This window comes from Pseudomonas sp. AC229 (assembly GCF_979254655.1).
This window is the reverse complement of the sequence record NZ_CEEDHK010000002.1, coordinates 28,159-45,811: the sequence shown is the minus strand read 5'-3', so window position 1 is coordinate 45,811 and position 17,653 is coordinate 28,159. Positions and strand designations below refer to the sequence as shown.

The 17,653-nt window shown below is 60.9% G+C and carries 17 protein-coding genes; 11 read left to right on the top strand and 6 right to left on the bottom strand.

Annotation, left to right across the window (positions count from 1 at the left end; translation table 11 throughout):
* Positions 1-37: 37 nt before the first annotated feature.
* Positions 38-1,504: a membrane-bound lytic murein transglycosylase MltF gene (gene mltF / locus AC0IW7_RS02880; protein WP_471815638.1), complete on the bottom strand. Its 1,467-nt coding sequence runs from the start codon at positions 1,502-1,504 to the stop codon at positions 38-40.
* Positions 1,505-1,670: 166 nt separating this feature from the next.
* On the opposite strand from mltF, the gene purL reads away from it, so the two are divergent.
* The 3 genes from purL to AC0IW7_RS02865 all read left to right on the top strand — a co-directional run bounded on the left by purL (position 1,671) and on the right by AC0IW7_RS02865 (position 6,373).
* On the top strand, positions 1,671-5,567 hold the full coding sequence (gene purL, locus AC0IW7_RS02875; RefSeq protein WP_471815637.1) for a phosphoribosylformylglycinamidine synthase: 3,897 nt from the start codon (positions 1,671-1,673) through the stop codon (positions 5,565-5,567).
* Between the two features lie 13 nt (positions 5,568-5,580).
* A complete protein-coding gene (locus AC0IW7_RS02870) occupies positions 5,581-5,886 on the top strand; it encodes a CDGSH iron-sulfur domain-containing protein (protein WP_471815636.1) in 306 nt (101 codons plus the stop codon).
* A gap of 169 nt (positions 5,887-6,055) precedes the next feature.
* Positions 6,056-6,373, top strand: coding sequence for a Nif3-like dinuclear metal center hexameric protein (locus AC0IW7_RS02865; RefSeq protein ID WP_122492774.1), 318 nt, complete (start codon positions 6,056-6,058; stop codon positions 6,371-6,373).
* 138 nt (positions 6,374-6,511) lie between these two features.
* Here the strand turns inward: AC0IW7_RS02865 and AC0IW7_RS02860 are convergent, their stop codons facing one another.
* Together AC0IW7_RS02860 and AC0IW7_RS02855 are read right to left on the bottom strand one after the other, a co-directional pair.
* On the bottom strand, positions 6,512-7,015 hold the full coding sequence (locus AC0IW7_RS02860) for a L,D-transpeptidase family protein (protein ID WP_471815635.1): 504 nt from the start codon (positions 7,013-7,015) through the stop codon (positions 6,512-6,514).
* Positions 7,016-7,067: 52 nt separating this feature from the next.
* Positions 7,068-7,637 (bottom strand): NUDIX hydrolase, encoded by a 570-nt coding sequence (locus tag AC0IW7_RS02855; RefSeq protein ID WP_463551593.1) that lies wholly within the window; start codon positions 7,635-7,637, stop codon positions 7,068-7,070.
* A gap of 164 nt (positions 7,638-7,801) precedes the next feature.
* Between AC0IW7_RS02855 and AC0IW7_RS02850 the strand changes: the two genes are divergently transcribed.
* The 4 genes from AC0IW7_RS02850 to purT are packed head-to-tail and all read left to right on the top strand — an operon-like array spanning position 7,802 to position 10,394.
* Positions 7,802-8,404 (top strand): CoA pyrophosphatase, encoded by a 603-nt coding sequence (locus AC0IW7_RS02850; protein ID WP_463552168.1) that lies wholly within the window; start codon positions 7,802-7,804, stop codon positions 8,402-8,404.
* Positions 8,405-8,440: 36 nt separating this feature from the next.
* Positions 8,441-8,965: a gamma carbonic anhydrase family protein gene (locus AC0IW7_RS02845; protein ID WP_471815634.1), complete on the top strand. Its 525-nt coding sequence runs from the start codon at positions 8,441-8,443 to the stop codon at positions 8,963-8,965.
* Positions 8,962-9,171, top strand: a complete 210-nt coding sequence (locus AC0IW7_RS02840; protein ID WP_122492769.1) for a DUF1289 domain-containing protein — start codon at positions 8,962-8,964, stop codon at positions 9,169-9,171. Before AC0IW7_RS02845 ends, AC0IW7_RS02840 begins: the two co-directional genes overlap by 4 nt.
* Before the next feature lie 41 nt (positions 9,172-9,212).
* The gene (gene purT / locus AC0IW7_RS02835; protein WP_471815633.1) at positions 9,213-10,394 is read left to right on the top strand and encodes a formate-dependent phosphoribosylglycinamide formyltransferase; all 1,182 of its coding nucleotides are present in this window, start codon (positions 9,213-9,215) and stop codon (positions 10,392-10,394) included.
* A 213-nt stretch (positions 10,395-10,607) separates the two neighbouring features.
* On the opposite strand, the gene AC0IW7_RS02830 is transcribed toward purT, so the two are convergent.
* From AC0IW7_RS02830 to AC0IW7_RS02820, 3 genes are all read right to left on the bottom strand, one after another.
* Entirely contained in the window at positions 10,608-11,924 is a 1,317-nt protein-coding gene (locus AC0IW7_RS02830; RefSeq protein WP_471815632.1) for an MFS transporter, read from the bottom strand.
* A 232-nt stretch (positions 11,925-12,156) separates the two neighbouring features.
* On the bottom strand, positions 12,157-13,443 hold the full coding sequence (locus AC0IW7_RS02825; protein WP_471815631.1) for an HlyC/CorC family transporter: 1,287 nt from the start codon (positions 13,441-13,443) through the stop codon (positions 12,157-12,159).
* An 8-nt stretch (positions 13,444-13,451) separates the two neighbouring features.
* Positions 13,452-14,252 carry a cytochrome C assembly family protein gene (locus AC0IW7_RS02820; RefSeq protein WP_471815630.1) on the bottom strand — a complete coding sequence of 267 codons (801 nt, stop codon included), beginning with the start codon at positions 14,250-14,252 and terminating at the stop codon, positions 13,452-13,454.
* Between the two features lie 156 nt (positions 14,253-14,408).
* Between AC0IW7_RS02820 and ffh the strand changes: the two genes are divergently transcribed.
* The 4 genes from ffh to trmD all read left to right on the top strand — a co-directional run bounded on the left by ffh (position 14,409) and on the right by trmD (position 17,634).
* Positions 14,409-15,785: a signal recognition particle protein gene (ffh, locus tag AC0IW7_RS02815; RefSeq protein ID WP_471815629.1), complete on the top strand. Its 1,377-nt coding sequence runs from the start codon at positions 14,409-14,411 to the stop codon at positions 15,783-15,785.
* Between the two features lie 284 nt (positions 15,786-16,069).
* Positions 16,070-16,321, top strand: a complete 252-nt coding sequence (rpsP, locus tag AC0IW7_RS02810) for a 30S ribosomal protein S16 (RefSeq protein WP_108095776.1) — start codon at positions 16,070-16,072, stop codon at positions 16,319-16,321.
* A 5-nt stretch (positions 16,322-16,326) separates the two neighbouring features.
* Positions 16,327-16,863, top strand: a complete 537-nt coding sequence (gene rimM / locus AC0IW7_RS02805; RefSeq protein WP_471815628.1) for a ribosome maturation factor RimM — start codon at positions 16,327-16,329, stop codon at positions 16,861-16,863.
* A gap of 18 nt (positions 16,864-16,881) precedes the next feature.
* The gene (gene trmD, locus AC0IW7_RS02800) at positions 16,882-17,634 is read left to right on the top strand and encodes a tRNA (guanosine(37)-N1)-methyltransferase TrmD (protein WP_122492762.1); all 753 of its coding nucleotides are present in this window, start codon (positions 16,882-16,884) and stop codon (positions 17,632-17,634) included.
* Positions 17,635-17,653: the final 19 nt, after the last annotated feature.

Here is a 17,653-nt window from a genome sequence, read left to right as displayed (position 1 = left end):
CGTTCGCGAGGATGACGGCATTCCCAAAGCACAATGTTTAGAGCGCCGCCGGCCCGTTACCGTCCTGCTTGGGCTTTTCAATGCTGGGAATATGCAGATTGCCTTCAGCCATCTGCCCGCCTTCCAGTTGCGGTTGCGTCACCCAGGTGAGGATGTCGTAGTAGCGGCGAATGTTCTGCACGAAGTGCACCGTTTCGCCGCCACGGGCATAGCCGTATTTGGTTTTGCTGTACCACTGCTTCTGCGACAAGCGCGGCAGCATGGTCTTCACGTTCAGCCATTTATTCGGGTCCAGCCCCTCGGCTTCGGCCAGCTTGCGCGCGTCGCCAAGGTGGGCGATGCCGATGTTGTAGGCCGCCAGGGCAAACCAGGTGCGGTCCGGCTCGGTCAGTTCGGGAGCGAGGTTTTCCAGAATCGAGGCGAAATATTTGCTGCCGCCGTTGATGCTCTGTTTCGGGTCCAGGCGGTTGGAAACGCCCATGGCCTCGGCGGTGTTTTGCGTCAGCATCATGAGACCACGCACGCCGGTTTTCGAGGTGGCGTTGGGCTGCCACAGCGATTCCTGATAACCGATGGCCGCCAGCAGGCGCCAGTCCAGCTCATAGGTTTTGCCGTTCTGGCGAAAGTGCTGCTCGTAACGCGGCAACCGTTGTTGCAGGTGCTTGGCGAAGGTGTAAGCGCCGACGTAGCCCAACACATCCACATGGCCGTAATAACGGTCTTTCAAACGCTGCAGCACGCCGTTGATTTTCACCCGCTCAAGAAAGGCATTCACTTCCTTGAGCAGGCTGTCGTCGGTGCCCGGCGGCAGCGCCCAGCCCAGGGTGTTGGCATCGCCAAAGTCGAAGGCCACGCGCACATTGGGGAAATACACCTGGTTCATCGCCAGCTCGTTGGAGTCTACCAGCGTCAGGTCGATTTGGCCTTCGTCGACCATGCGCAGCAGGTCGACGATTTCTACGGCGTCCGACTCTTCGTAGTTCAGTTCGGGGTATTGGCCTTTAAGGGTGGCGAGCTGTTCAGCGTGGCTGCTGCCTTTAAGCACCATGATGCGTTTGTTGAGCAAATCTTCCGGCCGAGTCGGGCGGTTCTCGCCGTTGCGGTAGATGATCTGCGGGGTGACTTCGAGGTACGACTGAGAAAAACGCGCCTGATTCATCCGCCCCTTGCTGCTGACCAGACCGGCCGCAGCCAACGCCGGACCGTTTTCCTGGTTGAGGCGGGTGAAGATTTCATCGAGGTTGTCGGCGGTCTCGATCTTCAGTTCCACGCCCAGGTCGTCGGCGAAACGCTTGACCAGCTCGTACTCGAAACCGGTCTCGCCGTTGCGGTCCTGAAAGTAAGTCGCGGGGCTGTTACGGGTGAGCACACGCAGCACGCCATCCTTTTGGATGCGCTCGAGGGCTGTCGGCTGAGGCTCACTGCAGCCGCAGAGCAACAGCAGGAGTGTGGCTGCCGCCAACCATTTCTGGGGGCGTTTGTGCAGCGAGGTGTGTGCAGGCATCGGCGGAGTATACGCAAAGCGCTGAAGTCGCCATATCTCGACAGCCGGGCCGCTCTTCTGCTAGCGCAAAACTGTCGACTGGGTCCCCGTCGCGAGTGCCTTGGCGGGAGGTTTGCGTTAGAATGCACGGCCTCAAAGCATCCCCCTTCCCGAGGCTTTCCCCGAGATGTTGATCCTGCGCGGCGCTCCAGCCCTTTCTGCCTTCCGCCACGGCAAGTTACTCGACCAGCTGACTGCCAAAGTCCCCGCCGTTACTGCGGTGTACGCCGAGTTTGCCCACTTTGCCGAGGTGACCGGTCTGCTGACCGGCGACGAAGAGAAAGTGCTCGCCCGCTTGCTCAAGTACGGCCCCAGTGTGCCGGTGCAAGAGCCAAGCGGTCGTCTGTTCCTGGTGCTGCCGCGTTTCGGCACCATTTCCCCGTGGTCCAGTAAAGCCAGCGACATCGCACGCAACTGCGGCCTGGCGAAAATCCAGCGCCTGGAACGCGGCATCGCCTACTACGTAGCCGGCCAATTCAGCGACGCCGAGGCCGAGCTGATCGCCGCCTCTTTGCACGACCGCATGACTCAACTGGTACTCGGCGATCTGGAACACGCCGCCGGTCTGTTCAGCCACGCCGAGCCCAAGCCGCTCACCGCCGTCGACATCTTGAACGGTGGCCGCGCCGCGCTGGAAAAAGCCAACAGTGACCTCGGTTTGGCCCTGGCCGACGACGAAATCGACTATTTGGTCGACGCGTTTGTAAAGCTGGGTCGCAACCCGCACGACATCGAACTGATGATGTTTGCCCAGGCCAACTCCGAACATTGCCGTCACAAAATCTTCAACGCCAGTTGGGATATCGACGGCGAGAGCCAGGAAAAAAGCCTGTTCGGCATGATCAAAAACACCTTCCAGATGCACGGCGAAGGCGTTCTCTCTGCTTATAAAGACAACGCCGCCGTGATCGAAGGCTCGGTCGCTGGGCGTTTCTTCCCGAACCCTGAAACCCGCCAGTACGGCGCGGTGCAGGAGCCGGTGCATATTCTGATGAAGGTGGAAACCCACAACCACCCGACCGCCATCGCGCCGTTCCCGGGTGCTTCCACCGGTTCGGGCGGTGAAATTCGCGACGAAGGCGCCACCGGCCGTGGCGCCAAACCGAAAGCGGGCCTCACCGGTTTCACCGTGTCGAACCTGCAAATTCCAGGTTTCGAGCAGCCGTGGGAAACGCCGTACGGCAAGCCTGAGCGCATCGTTACCGCGCTGGACATCATGATCGAAGGCCCGCTGGGCGGCGCCGCGTTCAACAACGAATTCGGTCGTCCGGCACTCACCGGTTATTTCCGTACCTTCGAACAAAGCATCACCACGCCACGCGGCGAAGAAGTGCGCGGCTACCACAAGCCGATCATGCTCGCCGGCGGCATGGGCAACATCCGTGCTGAACACGTACAGAAAGCTGAAATTACCGTTGGCTCGAAACTGATCGTGCTCGGCGGCCCCGCCATGCTGATCGGCCTGGGCGGCGGCGCGGCTTCGTCGATGGCCACTGGCGCCAGTTCGGCGGACTTGGACTTCGCCTCCGTGCAACGGGAAAACCCGGAAATGGAGCGCCGTTGCCAGGAAGTGATCGACCGCTGCTGGCAGTTGGGCGACAAGAACCCCATCAGCTTTATCCACGACGTGGGCGCGGGCGGTTTGTCCAACGCCTTCCCTGAGCTGGTCAACGATGGCGGCCGTGGTGGTCGTTTCGAATTGCGCGCCGTACCGAACGACGAGCCGGGCATGGCCCCGCACGAAATCTGGTGCAACGAATCCCAGGAACGCTACGTACTGGCCGTCGACGCCGCCGACTTTGAAACTTTCAAAGCCATCTGCGAGCGCGAGCGTTGCCCGTTTGCCGTGGTCGGCGAGGCCCTGGCCGAACCGCAACTGACTGTCGCCGACAGCCACTTCGGCAACAACGCCGTCGACATGCCACTCGAAGTGCTGCTGGGCAAAGCCCCGCGTATGCACCGTTCGGCCACCCGTGAAACCGAGCTGGGCGACGATTTCAACGCCGCCAGCCTCGAGCTCAGCGAAGCCGTGGAGCGCGTGCTGCATCACCCGGCCGTTGCCAGCAAAAGCTTCCTGATCACCATCGGCGACCGCACCATTACCGGTCTGGTTGCCCGCGACCAGATGGTCGGCCCGTGGCAAGTGCCGGTGGCTGACTGCGCCGTTACCGCCACCAGCTTCGACGTGTACAGCGGTGAAGCCATGGCCATGGGCGAGCGCACGCCGCTGGCCCTGCTCAACGCGCCGGCCTCGGGCCGTATGGCCATTGGCGAAACCCTGACCAACCTGGCGGCCGCGCGCATCGGCAAGCTGTCCGACATCAAACTGTCGGCCAACTGGATGTCCGCTGCCGGCCACCCGGGCGAAGACGCCCGCCTGTACGACACCGTAAAAGCGGTCGGCATGGAGCTGTGCCCGGAGTTGGGTATCACCATTCCGGTGGGCAAAGACTCGATGTCGATGAAAACCCGCTGGAGCGAAGAGGGCGCCGACAAGAGCGTGACCTCGCCGCTGTCGCTGATCGTGTCGGGCTTCGCGCCGGTGCTGGATATCCGCAAAACCCTGACCCCGCAACTGCGCATGGACAAGGGTGAAACCGACCTGATTCTGATCGACCTCGGTCGCGGTCAGAACCGCATGGGCGCCTCGATTCTTGCTCAGGTATACGGCCAATTGGCGCGTCAGGCGCCGGACGTCGATGACGCCGAAGACCTCAAAGCCTTCTTCGCCGTGATCCAGGGCCTGAACGCCGACGGCAGCTTGCTCGCCTACCACGACCGTTCCGACGGTGGTGTGCTGGTCAGCGTGCTGGAAATGGCCTTCGCCGGGCACTGCGGCTTGAACATCGTGCTCGACACCGTGGCGCACAACCGCGAAGAACTCGCCGCCGTACTGTTCAACGAAGAACTGGGTGCGGTAATCCAGGTTCGCCAGGACGCCACCCCGGAAGTGTTGGCGCAGTTCAGCGCTGCTGGCCTGGGCGACTGCGTGGCCGTCATCGGTCAGCCGCTGAACAATGCCGAAGTGAACATCAGCTTTAACGGTGAGTCGGTCTTCACCGGCGAGCGCCGCATGTTGCAGCGTGAGTGGGCAGCGACCAGCTATCAAGTGCAGCGTCTGCGCGACAACGTCGAATGCGCCGAGCAGGAATACGACGTGCTGCTGGACGAAGCCAACCCAGGCCTGAGCGTGAAGCTAGGCTTCGACGTGAACCAGGACATCGCCGCGCCGTACATCAAGAAGAATGTGCGTCCGCAAGTAGCAGTGCTGCGCGAGCAGGGCGTCAACGGTCAGGTGGAAATGGCGGCTGCCTTCGACCGCGCCGGCTTCAACGCGATCGACGTGCACATGAGCGACATTCTTGCCGGCCGCGTCAGCCTGGAAGAGTTCAAGGGCCTGGTGGCCTGCGGCGGTTTCTCTTACGGCGACGTGCTGGGTGCTGGCGAAGGCTGGGCCAAATCGGTGCTGTTCAACAACCGCGCCCGCGATGCGTTCAGTGCGTTCTTCGAGCGCAAAGACAGCTTCACCCTCGGCGTGTGCAACGGTTGCCAGATGATGTCCAACCTGCGCGAGCTGGTGCCCGGCAGCGAGTTCTGGCCGCACTTCGTGCGCAACCGCTCGGAGCAATTCGAAGCGCGCGTGGCGATGGTGCAGGTGCAGGATTCGGCCTCGATCTTCCTGCGTGACATGGCCGGTTCGCGTATGCCAATCGCCATCGCCCACGGTGAAGGCCATGCCGAATTCGAAAGCGAAGAGGCGTTGCTGGAAGCGGATCTGTCGGGCTGCGTGTCGCTGCGCTTTATCGACAACCACGGCAAGGTCACCGAAAACTACCCGGCCAACCCCAACGGTTCGCCGCGTGGCATCACCGGCCTCACCAGCCGCGACGGCCGCGTGACCATCATGATGCCGCACCCGGAGCGCGTGTTCCGTGCGGTGCAGAACTCGTGGAAGCCGGAAGAGTGGGACGAAGACGGCGCCTGGATGCGCATGTTCCGCAACGCCCGCGTCTGGGTGAACTGATAGGTTCACCGCCGTGAGCGAACAACGGGAGCAGGGCAATCCTGCTCCTGGCATTAACGAAAATTCCCCGTCACTTCCCGAGGTGCGCCTGCTTCAGGCCGGCGCCACCTTGCGGTTGTGCACCTGTGGCCAATCAGCCCAGCTCCCTGACTGCTCCTCCACGTGCGAATACGCGCTGGTCTTCACTGCCAAGCGTGAGCAACGCCTGTTGCTGTGCCGCTGCGGGCGGTCCCGGCAATTGCCGTTTTGCGATGGCTGCCATGCGCCGCCGGCGCCGTCGTGGCGAGCGAAATGGCGGCGCTTCTGGTCGGGTACATAAACGCGTTAGCACACAACAGCTGAACACTTGGCGCCTCTGCGCACTCCAACAAGCATTGTGAAATTGCGCCCTTACGCGGGAATAAGGCAATATGCCATCACTGCGCGCTGAGAAATTGGCGCCAGGTTCCTGCATTGGTAAAGCATGTGAATGCTCCGTGGAGACCTCGATGTACAAGCTGTGTTTTTACGTTCCGGAAAGCCATCTGGACGTGGTCAAGAATGCTGTGTTTGGAGCGGGTGCAGGACGCATAGGGAATTACGACAGTTGCTGCTGGCAGGGTCTGGGCCAAGGACAGTTCCGCCCGCTGCCCGGCAGTAATGCCTTTATCGGACAGACCGGCGTGCTGGAGCACGTGGCCGAATGGAAAGTGGAGCTGGTGGTGGCGGATGAGTTGATACACGACGCAGTGAAAGCGCTGCGCCAGGCGCATCCGTACGAGACGCCGGCGTTTGAGGTCTGGCGCCTGTCGGACCTGGTTTTCTGAATAAAAAAAGGCGCCCTCGGGAGCCTTTGTTGTTCTCGCTACGGCTCCTAACCCTGTAGGAGCGGCTTTAGCCGCGATGCTTTTATCTCCCCAAAGCATCGCGGCTAAAGCCGCTCCTGCAGCAAGCAGTACAGCGAATCAGGGGCGAATCTCGATCAACGTCCCGTCCTTCACCAAATTCCACACCTCACGCATGTCATCGTTCTTCATGGCGATGCAGCCCTCGGTCCAGTCGAGGGTATGGAAGTACCACTCCGGAAACTCATCATCGATGGGCGTGCCATGAATCATGATCATGCCGCCTGGCGGTACGCCTGCCTGGCGCGCATTGGCCTGGTCTTTGATGTTGGGGTAGGAGATGTGCATGGAGAGGTTGTACTTGTCGCTGGGCTTGCGCCAGTCGATCCAGTAATAGCCCTCGGGCGTTTTGTGGTCGCCTTCGCGTTGCTTAGCGCCTTTGGGGGCTTTGCCGAGCGAGATGCGGTAGCTCTTCAGCGTTTCACCGCGGTTCATCAGTACGAGTTTGTGTTCGGCTTTCATCACCAGCACCTTGTCCACGGTTTTGCCGTCCAGGGTTACGGTGGTGGAGGCATGCGAGAGCATCGCAAACGACAGGCAGACGGCAGCTAACAACCAGCGCATTGGTGCAGTTTCCAGGTGTTGAACCGCGCGAAGCGGCTCGAGTGTTGTGTGTTCAGACGCTGCTCTGTTTACCAGAGACGAAGTGTGGGCGCAGAGCTTCTAGCGGCTCATTGCGCACCGGGAAGTGTTGGGCGACCCGGTCGGCGAAAAAACATTCTAAGGTACGGCCTACGGTCGGGAAAGCCAGCTCGGACCAAGGGATGTCGGCCTCATCGAACAGTTTCACTTCCAGGCTTTCCTCGCCCACGGCGAAATCCAGATCGGCCAGCTCGGCGCGGAAAAACACGTACACCTGGCTGATGTGCGGCAGGTCGTACAGCGCGTACAACTGCAGGTCGCGCACGCGGGCGCAGGCTTCTTCTTCGGTTTCGCGCATGGCGGCTTCGGCCATGGTTTCGCTGTTTTCCATAAAGCCGGCCGGTAGCGTCCAGAAGCCTCGGCGCGGCTCAATGGCGCGGCGGCACATCAACACCTGATCGCCCCACACCGGCACGCAGCCGGCGACGATGCGCGGGTTTTGGTAGTGAATGGTGTTACAGGTGTCGCACACGTAACGCATGCGGCCGTCACCCTCTGGAATTCGTTGCGACACGCTGTTGCCGCACTGGCTGCAAAATTTCATCCCGGCTCCTGGGCGTGGTTGCGGCTGTGTGGCGCATCTTCGCGTGCCCGGCAGTCAGGAGCAAGGCATGGCCGCCAAAGCCAAGCAGTCGGCGGTGCGGGGCTTGGGCAGCTTTGCGCTTTCATGCCATCATGCCCCGCAGAACAAAAGACCGAGAATTCCCCATGCTCGATGAGTTGCTCCAGCGCGTTCGCGACTACCAGCCAGTCGTTCTGGGCACCGACCGAAGCTTTCCTGAAGCCGCCGTTCTGGTGCCGATCACCCGCAGCGATGCCCCCGAATTGGTGCTCACCCTGCGCGCCAGTGGGTTGTCGACCCACGGCGGCGAAGTGGCCTTTCCGGGCGGCCGTCGTGATCCTGAAGACGCCGATCTGGTCGCCACCGCCCTGCGCGAAGCGCAAGAGGAAATCGGCCTGCCGCCGGGTCTGGTCGAAATTATCGGCCCCCTGAGTAGCCTGGTTTCGCGCCACGGCATTCAGGTCACGCCGTATGTGGGCGTGGTGCCAGACTTCGTCGAGTACCAGGCCAACGATGGCGAAATCGCCTCGGTGTTTAGCGTGCCGTTGGAGTTCTTCCGCAGCGACCCTCGCGAAGTCACCCACCGTATCGACTACCGCGGCCGCGATTGGTACGTGCCGAGCTACCGCTACGGCGAATACAAAATCTGGGGGCTGACGGCGATCATGGTGGTCGAGCTGGTCAACCTGCTGTACGACGCCAACATTTCCCTGCACCAACCGCCAGAGCATTACATCAGCCTGAGCTGAGCCGCTCGTTAGACAAGCCGCCGTGAGGAACCGTTTATGAAATACCGCTTGGGACAGTCGAGTGTCGAAACCCATCCCGAAAGCTGGGTTGCGCCCAACGCAACGCTGGTCGGCAAGGTAAAACTGGAACCCGGCGCCAGCGTGTGGTTCAACGCCGTGCTGCGCGGCGACAACGAGTTGATTCACATCGGCCACAACAGCAACGTGCAAGACGGCACCGTGATGCACACCGATATGGGTTTTCCGCTGAACATCGGCACCGGCGTCACCATCGGCCACAACGCCATGTTGCACGGCTGCACCGTGGGCGATTACAGCCTGATCGGCATTAACGCGGTGATTCTCAACGGCGCCAAAATCGGCAAGTACTGCATCATCGGTGCCAACTCGCTGATCGGCGAAGGCAAGGAAATTCCCGATGGCTCGCTGGTCATGGGTTCGCCCGGCAAAGTGGTGCGTGAGCTCAACGACGCACAGAAGAAAATGCTCGAAGCCAGCGCCGCCCACTACGTTCATAATTCGCAGCGCTACGCCCGCGACCTGGCGGAGCAGGACGACTGATGGACGCCGAACGCCCGGTGCGCTCCCCTTGTGTGAGCGTGTGCGCGCTGGATGACGATGACGTCTGCACCGGCTGTCAGCGCACCGCCGACGAAATTACCCGCTGGGGCCGAATGGACAATGCCGAGCGCCGCCTGGTGCTCGGCTACTGCCTGCAACGTGCGCGCGCCAGTGGCCTGCTGACTGAAACCAGCAAACCTGTTTAATGACCCTCTATTTTTCAAACTGCAACGTGAAGGAAAACCTCATGCCTCGTATCGGATCCCCCTTGTCGCCCAGCGCGACGCGCGTCTTGCTGTGCGGCTCGGGTGAGTTGGGCAAAGAAGTGGTTATCGAACTGCAGCGCCTGGGCGTTGAAGTGATTGCCGTAGACCGCTACCCGAACGCCCCGGCGATGCAAGTGGCGCACCGCAGTCACGTGGTGGACATGCTCGACGGCGCCGCCCTGCGCGCCGTCATCGAACTGGAAAAACCGCACTACATCGTGCCGGAAATCGAAGCCATCGCCACCGCCACCCTGGCCGAGCTGGAGAACGAAGGCTTCACCGTGATTCCGACTGCGCGCGCGGCGCAACTGACCATGAACCGCGAAGGCATCCGCCGCCTGGCCGCCGAAGAGCTTGGCTTGCCGACTTCGCCGTACCGCTTCGCCGACACCTTTGAAGAAGCCAAGGCGGCTACTGAAGCCGTGGGCTTTCCGTGCCTGATCAAACCGATCATGAGTTCGTCGGGCAAAGGCCAGTCCGTGCTGAAAAGCGCGGCCGACCTGCAAGCCGCCTGGGACTACGCCCAAGCCGGTGGCCGTGCCGGCAAAGGTCGTGTGATTGTTGAAGGGTTTATCGACTTCGACTACGAAATCGCCCTGCTGACCGTGCGCCATGTCGGCGGCACCACGTTCTGCCAGCCGGTCGGCCATCGTCAGGTCAAAGGCGATTACCAGGAATCGTGGCAACCGCAGGTGATGAGCGACAAAGCGCGCGCCGAAGCCGAGCGCATCGCCCTGGCCGTTACCGGTTCGCTGGGTGGCCGTGGTCTGTTTGGCGTGGAATTGTTCGTGAAGGGCGATCAGGTGTGGTTCTGCGAAATCTCGCCGCGCCCGCATGACACCGGTTTGGTCACCCTGATTTCTCAAGACCTGTCGGAATTCGCCCTGCACGCCCGCGCCATTCTCGGCCTGCCAATTCCCGCCATTCGCCAACTGGGCCCATCGGCCTCGGCGGTGGTACTGGTAGAAGGCAGCTCCACGCAAACTGCATTCAGCAACCTCGGCGCCGCCTTGAGCGAGCCGGACACCGCGCTGCGTCTGTTCGGCAAGCCGGAAGTCAACGGTCAGCGCCGCATGGGCGTTGCCCTGGCGCGTGATGAATCCACCGATGCCGCCCGCGCTAAAGCGACTCGTGCAGCGCAAGCCGTAGTGGTCGAGCTGTAACGCGTAACCCGTACCCGTAGGAGCGAGCTTGCTCGCGAAGCTTTTGATTCAAGGGCTTCGCGAGCAAGCTCGCTCCTACAGGGACATAGCTAAGCGGTCTCGCGAGCTAGAGCCAGGCAAGGCGAATCAGGTGACCGGAAGCGGAGTTGACTGTAGTCAATGAGCATTCCGGGCATCTGATTCAACGCAGCCTGGCCGACGCGCAGCAGACCGCTAAGCGATCTTCTGCAGGTCCGCCTTGCTGGTCTCCTTCAAGCACAGCACTGCCAGCAAACTCAGCAACGCTGCCGCCGACACATACCCGCCCACCCAACTCAATCCGCCCATCGCCACCAATTTCTGCGCAAAGAACGGAGCCGCCGAGGCGCCCACGATGCCGCCGAGGTTGTAGGCCGCCGACGCGCCGGTGTAGCGCACGCGTGTGGGAAACAGTTCGGGAAGCAGGGCGCCCATGGGTGCGAAGGTCACGCCCATCAAGAACAGCTCGATGCTCAAGAACAGCGCCACCGCCCAGGTCGAACCGTGGGTGAGCAGCGGTTCCATCAAGAAGCCCGACAAAATCGCCAGCACGCCGCCCACGATCAGCACTGGTTTGCGCCCATAACGGTCGCTCGCCCACGCCGACAGCGGCGTGGCCAGGGCCATGAACACCACGGCAAAACACAACAAGCCGAGGAAGGTTTCCCGCGTGTAACCCAGGCTGGCCACGCCGTAGCTCAGGGAAAACACCGTGGAGATGTAGAACAGCGCGTAGCACACCACCATGGCGCCCGCGCCCAGCAGCATGGGCGCCCAGTATTGGCCGAAAAGCTCGAACAGCGGCACTTTCACCCGCTCGTGACGGGCGACGGCGTTGGCAAATACCGGCGTTTCTTCCAGCTTCAGGCGAACGTACAGGCCAACCATCACCAGCACGGCACTGAGCAGGAACGGAATGCGCCAGCCCCACTCGCGAAATTGCTCGTCGGTCAGGGTCATGGCCAGCGTCAGGAACAATCCGTTGGCGGCCAGAAAGCCGATCGATGGGCCAAGCTGCGGGAACATGCCGAACCAGCCGCGTTTGCCAGCCGGTGCGTTTTCGGTGGCCAGCAATGCGGCGCCGCCCCACTCACCGCCAAGGCCCAGGCCCTGACCGAAGCGCAGCAGGCACAACAAAATGGGCGCCCAGGCACCGATGCTGCTGTAGCCCGGCAGCACGCCGATCAACGTGGTACACACGCCCATCAGCAACAGTGAGGCAACCAGTGTGGACTTGCGGCCGACGCGGTCGCCGAAATGGCCGAACAGCGCCGAGCCCAGAGGGCGGGCGAGGAAGGCGATGCCAAAACTCAGAAACGCCGCCAGGGTTTGCGCCGTGGTCGATTCGGCGGGAAAAAACACCGGACCGATCACCAGTGCAGCGGCGGTCGCGTACACGTAGAAATCGTAGAACTCGATAGCGGTGCCAATAAAACTGGCGGTGGCGACGCGCGTGGTGGAGTTCACCGGTTTGCTGTCGTCGCGGGCGGGGGTTGCGATAGCGCTGGTCATGCTGAGCCTTCACTGGGCAGGGCTCGGTTCCATGGGCGGGGCCATGGCCGAAGCGAATATTATTGGTAGCGCATGGGGGTAAAACGCTGGCGGTGTGCCGCTTGAGAAGGGGACTTTGTGGGGCCTTCGGTGCGGCACGGGCCGGTCTGCGGATGGCAGGCGGGCGAGAGGTACGACGACTATAAAAGCCCGGCGCAGGCGCTGACAATTACACTTTTCGCCAGTGGTGCGCCTATTGGGCGTTTTCGCTCGGCGTCACGCGTGGGGCAGGGCGCCAGACGCGCACGCTTTTCACACGGTTATCGGTGGATTGCAGAATTTCCAGGCGATACGGGCCGATTTTCAGGCATACGGCGCTGTCGGGAATATTCTCCAGCGCTTCGGTGATGAGTCCGTTGAGGGTTTTCGGTCCGTCGCACGGCAGGCTCCAGCCCAGCGCCTTGTTCACTTCGCGAATGTACGCGGCGCCGTCGATCACTTGGGTGCCGTCTTCCTGCGGGTGAATATCGGGGCTGCGCAAAGCGTCCTGATTGCTGAAGTCGCCGACGATTTCCTCAAGGATGTCTTCCAGCGTGACGATGCCCTGCACGTCGCCGTACTCATCGACCACGATGCCGATGCGGCGTTTCTGCTTCTGGAAATTCAGCAGCTGGGTCGACAGCGGCGTGCTTTCCGGCACGAAATAAGGCTCGTGGGCTGCCGCGCTAAGCGCCTCGATGGTCAACTGATCGTGGGTGAGTAGCCGCGCGATCTGGCGCATATGCACCACGCCTTCAACCTGATTGAGGTCGCTGCGAAACACCGGCAGGCGCGTGTGCGAGGTGGTACGCAGCTGGGTAATGATGTCTTCCAGCGGGTCGTCGAGGTTGATGCCCGTGACCTCGTTGCGCGGAATCATGATGTCGTTAACGGTCACGGTTTCCAGATCGAGAATGCTCAACAGCATGCTCTGGCGATTCTCTGGCAGCTCGTGCGTGGCTTCGCGCACCACGCTGCGCAGTTCCTCTGGACTCAAGCCGTCTTTGCGCTTGCGCGTGGGGTCGATACCACACAGGCGCAGCAAGCCGTTGCTCACTGCATTCAGTAGCCACACCAGCGGTGCCAGCAGTTCGACCAGTAGGCGCAGCGGCGCGCTGAAGGGGAACGCGAACGCTTCGGGGCGCAGCACGGCGAGGGTTCTTGGCGTGATGTCGGCGAATAGCAGCAACGCGAGGGTGAGACCGAGGGTGGAGAGAATCAGGCCCAGTTCGCCCCATAGTGACGTGGCGAGCAAAGCGGCGACGGTGGTGGCGAGCACGGTCACCAGCGTGTTGCAGAAATGCAGCACGCCGAGCAGCAATTGCGGGCGGTTGAGCAGGGTGCTGGCGCGCTTGGCGCCACGACGTCCTTGTTTCGCCAGGTAGCGCAGGCGGTAGCGATTGAGGCTTAACAGGCTGGTTTCGGCGCTGGCAAAGAATGCTGATAAAACGATCAGCAACGCCAGCAGGCCCAGCAGGTACTGCGGATTCAACTCAGACACGGCGCGGCCTAGATATGCAGGATGAATTCACGTACCAGTTTGCTACCGAAATACGCCAGCATCAGCAGGCAGAAGCCGGCCAGTGTCCAGCGAATTGCCTTGTGCCCGCGCCAGCCGCGCTGATGGCGACCCCACAAGAGCACGGCGAAGATCAGCCAGGCCACGCAAGCAAGGAAGGTTTTGTGCACCAGATGCTGGGCGAACAGGTTGTCGAGAAACAGCCAGCCGGAAATCAACGACAGGCTCAGCAGCGCCCAGCCAGCCCAGAGGAACCCGAACAGCAGGCTTTCCATGGTTTGCAGCGGCGGGAAATTCTTGATCAGACCGGAGGGGTGCTTGTGCTTGAGCTGGTGGTCTTGCAGCAGCAAGAGCAACGCCTGGAACGCGGCGATGGTAAGCATGCCGTAGGCCAGAATCGACAGAAGAATGTGCGCAAGAATGCCCGGTTTTTCGTTGATCACCGGCACGGTGCCGGCGGGCACGAACTGGGCGAGCAGCACCGTCAGGCAGCCCAGTGGCAAGAACAGCAGCAGCAGATTGAGCACCGGAATGCGTGCGCTGGCGACGATGGTCAGCAGAATCGCTGCGTAGGCAATCAGGCTGGCGGCATTGAAAAAGTCCAGCGCCAGGCCAGCTTCGGCATTCAGCTGCGCGAACAGCGTTCCGCCGTGGAAGAACAACGCCAGTAACACCAGCGGGGCGAGCACGCGTTTGGAGGGCAGTGCGCGTTGGGAAAGGCGCAGGCCTTGGTAAGCAGTAGCGCCTATATAAAGAAAGGCAGCGGCGAGGCTTGGCAGCAGAGGGTGCATAAGTCCGTGTTAGGCGAGCCCGAAAGGGCGAGAGTGTGGCATAAAACGCGCGTTTCACGAAAGACCGGCAGCGGTGTCGGCATGCAGGCGTCTTGGTTATAATCGCGCCCTTGCCGCAAGCTCAACCCGGCGCCAGACCGCCTGAAAGGAACGCGCATGTTCGAAAATCTAACCGACCGCCTCTCGCAGACCCTGCGCCACGTCACCGGCAAGGCCAAGCTGACCGAGGACAACATCAAGGACACCCTGCGCGAAGTGCGCATGGCCTTGCTGGAAGCCGATGTCGCGCTGCCGGTGGTGAAAGACTTCGTTAATAAAGTCAAAGAACGCGCCGTCGGCACCGAGGTTTCCAAAAGCCTGACGCCAGGCCAGGCGTTCGTGAAAATCGTCCGTCTCGAACTCGAAGAGTTGATGGGCGCCGCCAACGAAGATCTGGCATTGAACGCCACGCCGCCCGCTGTGGTGTTGATGGCAGGTTTGCAGGGTGCAGGTAAAACCACCACCGCCGGCAAGCTGGCGCGCTTTCTAAAAGAGCGCAAAAAGAAAACCGTGATGGTGGTGTCGGCTGACGTTTATCGTCCGGCGGCCATCAAGCAGTTGGAAACGCTGGCCAACGACATCGGCGTGACGTTCTTCCCGTCTGACATCAGCCAGAAGCCGGTGGATATCGCCACTGCTGCCATCCGCGAAGCCAAGATCAAATTCATCGATGTGGTGATCGTCGACACCGCCGGTCGTTTGCACATCGACGAAGAAATGATGGCCGAGATCAAGGCCGTTCACGCCGCGATCAACCCGGTTGAAACGCTGTTCGTGGTCGACGCCATGACCGGTCAGGATGCCGCCAACACCGCCAAAGCCTTTGGCGATGCACTGCCGCTGACTGGCGTTGTGCTGACCAAGGTTGACGGTGATGCCCGTGGCGGTGCGGCGTTGTCGGTGCGCGCCATTACCGGCAAGCCGATCAAATTCATCGGTATGGGCGAGAAGAGCGAAGCGCTCGAACCGTTCCACCCGGACCGCATCGCCTCACGCATCCTCGGCATGGGCGACGTGCTCAGCCTGATCGAACAGGCCGAGCAGACCCTCGACCGCGACAAGGCCGACAAGCTCGCCAAGAAGCTGAAAAAGGGCAAAGGCTTCGACCTCGAAGACTTCCGCGATCAGCTGCAACAGATGAAGAACATGGGCGGCCTTGGCGGCCTGATGGACAAGCTGCCCAACATTGGCGGCATGAACCTGTCGCAGATGGGCAACGCCCAGGGCGCGGCCGAGAAGCAGTTCAAGCAGATGGAGGCGATCATCAACTCCATGACGCCGCAAGAGCGCCGCGACCCGGACGTAATCAGCGGTTCGCGCAAACGTCGCATCGCCATGGGCTCCGGCACTCAAGTGCAAGACATCGGCCGGCTAATCAAACAGCACAAGCAAATGCAGAAGATGATGAAAAAAGTCACTGCAAAAGGCGGTATGGCCAAGATGATGCGCGGCATGGGGGGGATGTTTCCCGGCGGCGGCATGCCTAAGCTCTAAGTCCGTTTATAGCTGCTGCGCTCGTTCAGGCGGCGTTGGAAATAGGCTCGGAATGCTCATTGGCCTTAAGCTAACTCCGCTTTTTGGCGTGTTTTTGCCGTGCCAGTCCTTCGCTCGCTACGCTCTAAAGCGACATTGGGCGGGGGGCGTAGCGGTTGTGATCGGGGCAGGGCAAAAAGAGATTTGCAAAAATCCCGATAATCCTTAGAATATGCGGCCTTTCGGGCCTAGTGCCTGGCATGTAATTTTAGTTTTGCAGCACCGACTACAGGAACGATGTTCACATGGTAACCATCCGTCTTGCCCGTGGCGGCTCCAAGAAGCGCCCGTTTTACCACCTCACCGTGACCGACAGCCGCAATGCGCGCGACGGTCGTTTTGTTGAGCGTATTGGTTTCTTCAACCCAATCGCTTCCGGTGCAGAGATCCGTCTGTCCGTAGACCAAGAGCGTGCTACTTACTGGCTCGGCCAGGGTGCACAGCCGTCTGAGCGCGTTGCTCAGTTGCTCAAGGATGCCGCTAAGGCAGCAGCCTAAGCCGCATGAACGCGACGCCCGCTCCTGCTGATGACTTGATCGTCATTGGTAAGATTGTTTCGGTGCATGGTGTTCGCGGCGAGGTGAAGGTCTTCTCCTTTACCGATCCGATTGACAACCTGCTGGACTACAAACACTGGACGCTCAAACGCGAAGGTGATGTACGACAGGTTGAGTTAGCCCAGGGCCGCATGCAAAACAAGGTCCTCGTAGCAAAGCTGAAGGGTCTCGACGACCGTGAAGAAGCTCGCCTTCTCGCGGGTTTCGACATTTGTGTTGCCCGCAGCCTGCTGCCAGATCTGACCGATGGCGAGTACTACTGGTACCAGCTCAAAGGTTTGAAAGTGATCGACCAACTCGGGCAACTGCTCGGGATCATCGACCACCTGCTGGAGACCGGCGCTAACGATGTGATGGTGGTCAAGCCCTGCGCGGGCAGCCTGGATGATCGCGAACGCTTGCTGCCTTACACGGCGCATTGTGTTCTGTCGGTCGACTTGGCAGCCGGTGAAATGCGGGTTGACTGGGATGCGGACTTTTAAGCAACGGTTAGTAGAGATATGGCTAGCCTGCGTGTTGAAGTCATCAGTTTGTTCCCTGAAATGTTTGCTGCCATCAGCGAATACGGCATTACCAGCCGCGCGGTGAAACAGGGGCTTTTGCAGCTCACCTGTTGGAACCCACGAAGCTACACCGAAGATCGCCATCAAACCGTGGATGATCGCCCTTTCGGCGGTGGCCCCGGCATGGTGATGAAGATCAAGCCTCTGGAGGGCGCCTTGGCCGATGCCAAGCAGGCCGCTGGAGCGCAGGCAAAGGTGATTTACCTGTCGCCGCAAGGCCGCCAGTTGACTCAGTCAGCCGTGCGAGAACTGGCAAAAGAGGAGACCTTGATCCTCATTGCCGGACGATATGAAGGCATCGATGAGCGGTTTATAGAAACGCATGTTGATGAAGAGTGGTCGATCGGGGATTACGTCCTTTCCGGCGGTGAGCTGCCGGCAATGGTTCTGATCGATGCGGTAACGCGTCTGCTGCCCGGTGCGTTGGGTCATGCAGATTCGGCCGAGGAAGACTCCTTTACGGATGGCTTGCTCGACTGCCCGCACTACACCCGACCGGAGGTGTATGCGGATAAGCGTGTTCCCGACGTGTTGCTTAGCGGCAATCACGCACACATCCGGCGCTGGCGTTTGCAACAGTCCCTTGGTCGGACCAGCGAACGACGCGCTGATCTTCTGGAAAGCCGCTCGCTTTCTGGAGAAGAGAAAAAGCTGTTGGCGGAATACATCCGGCAACGGGACGATAGTTAACGTATCGATGGCAAACCGG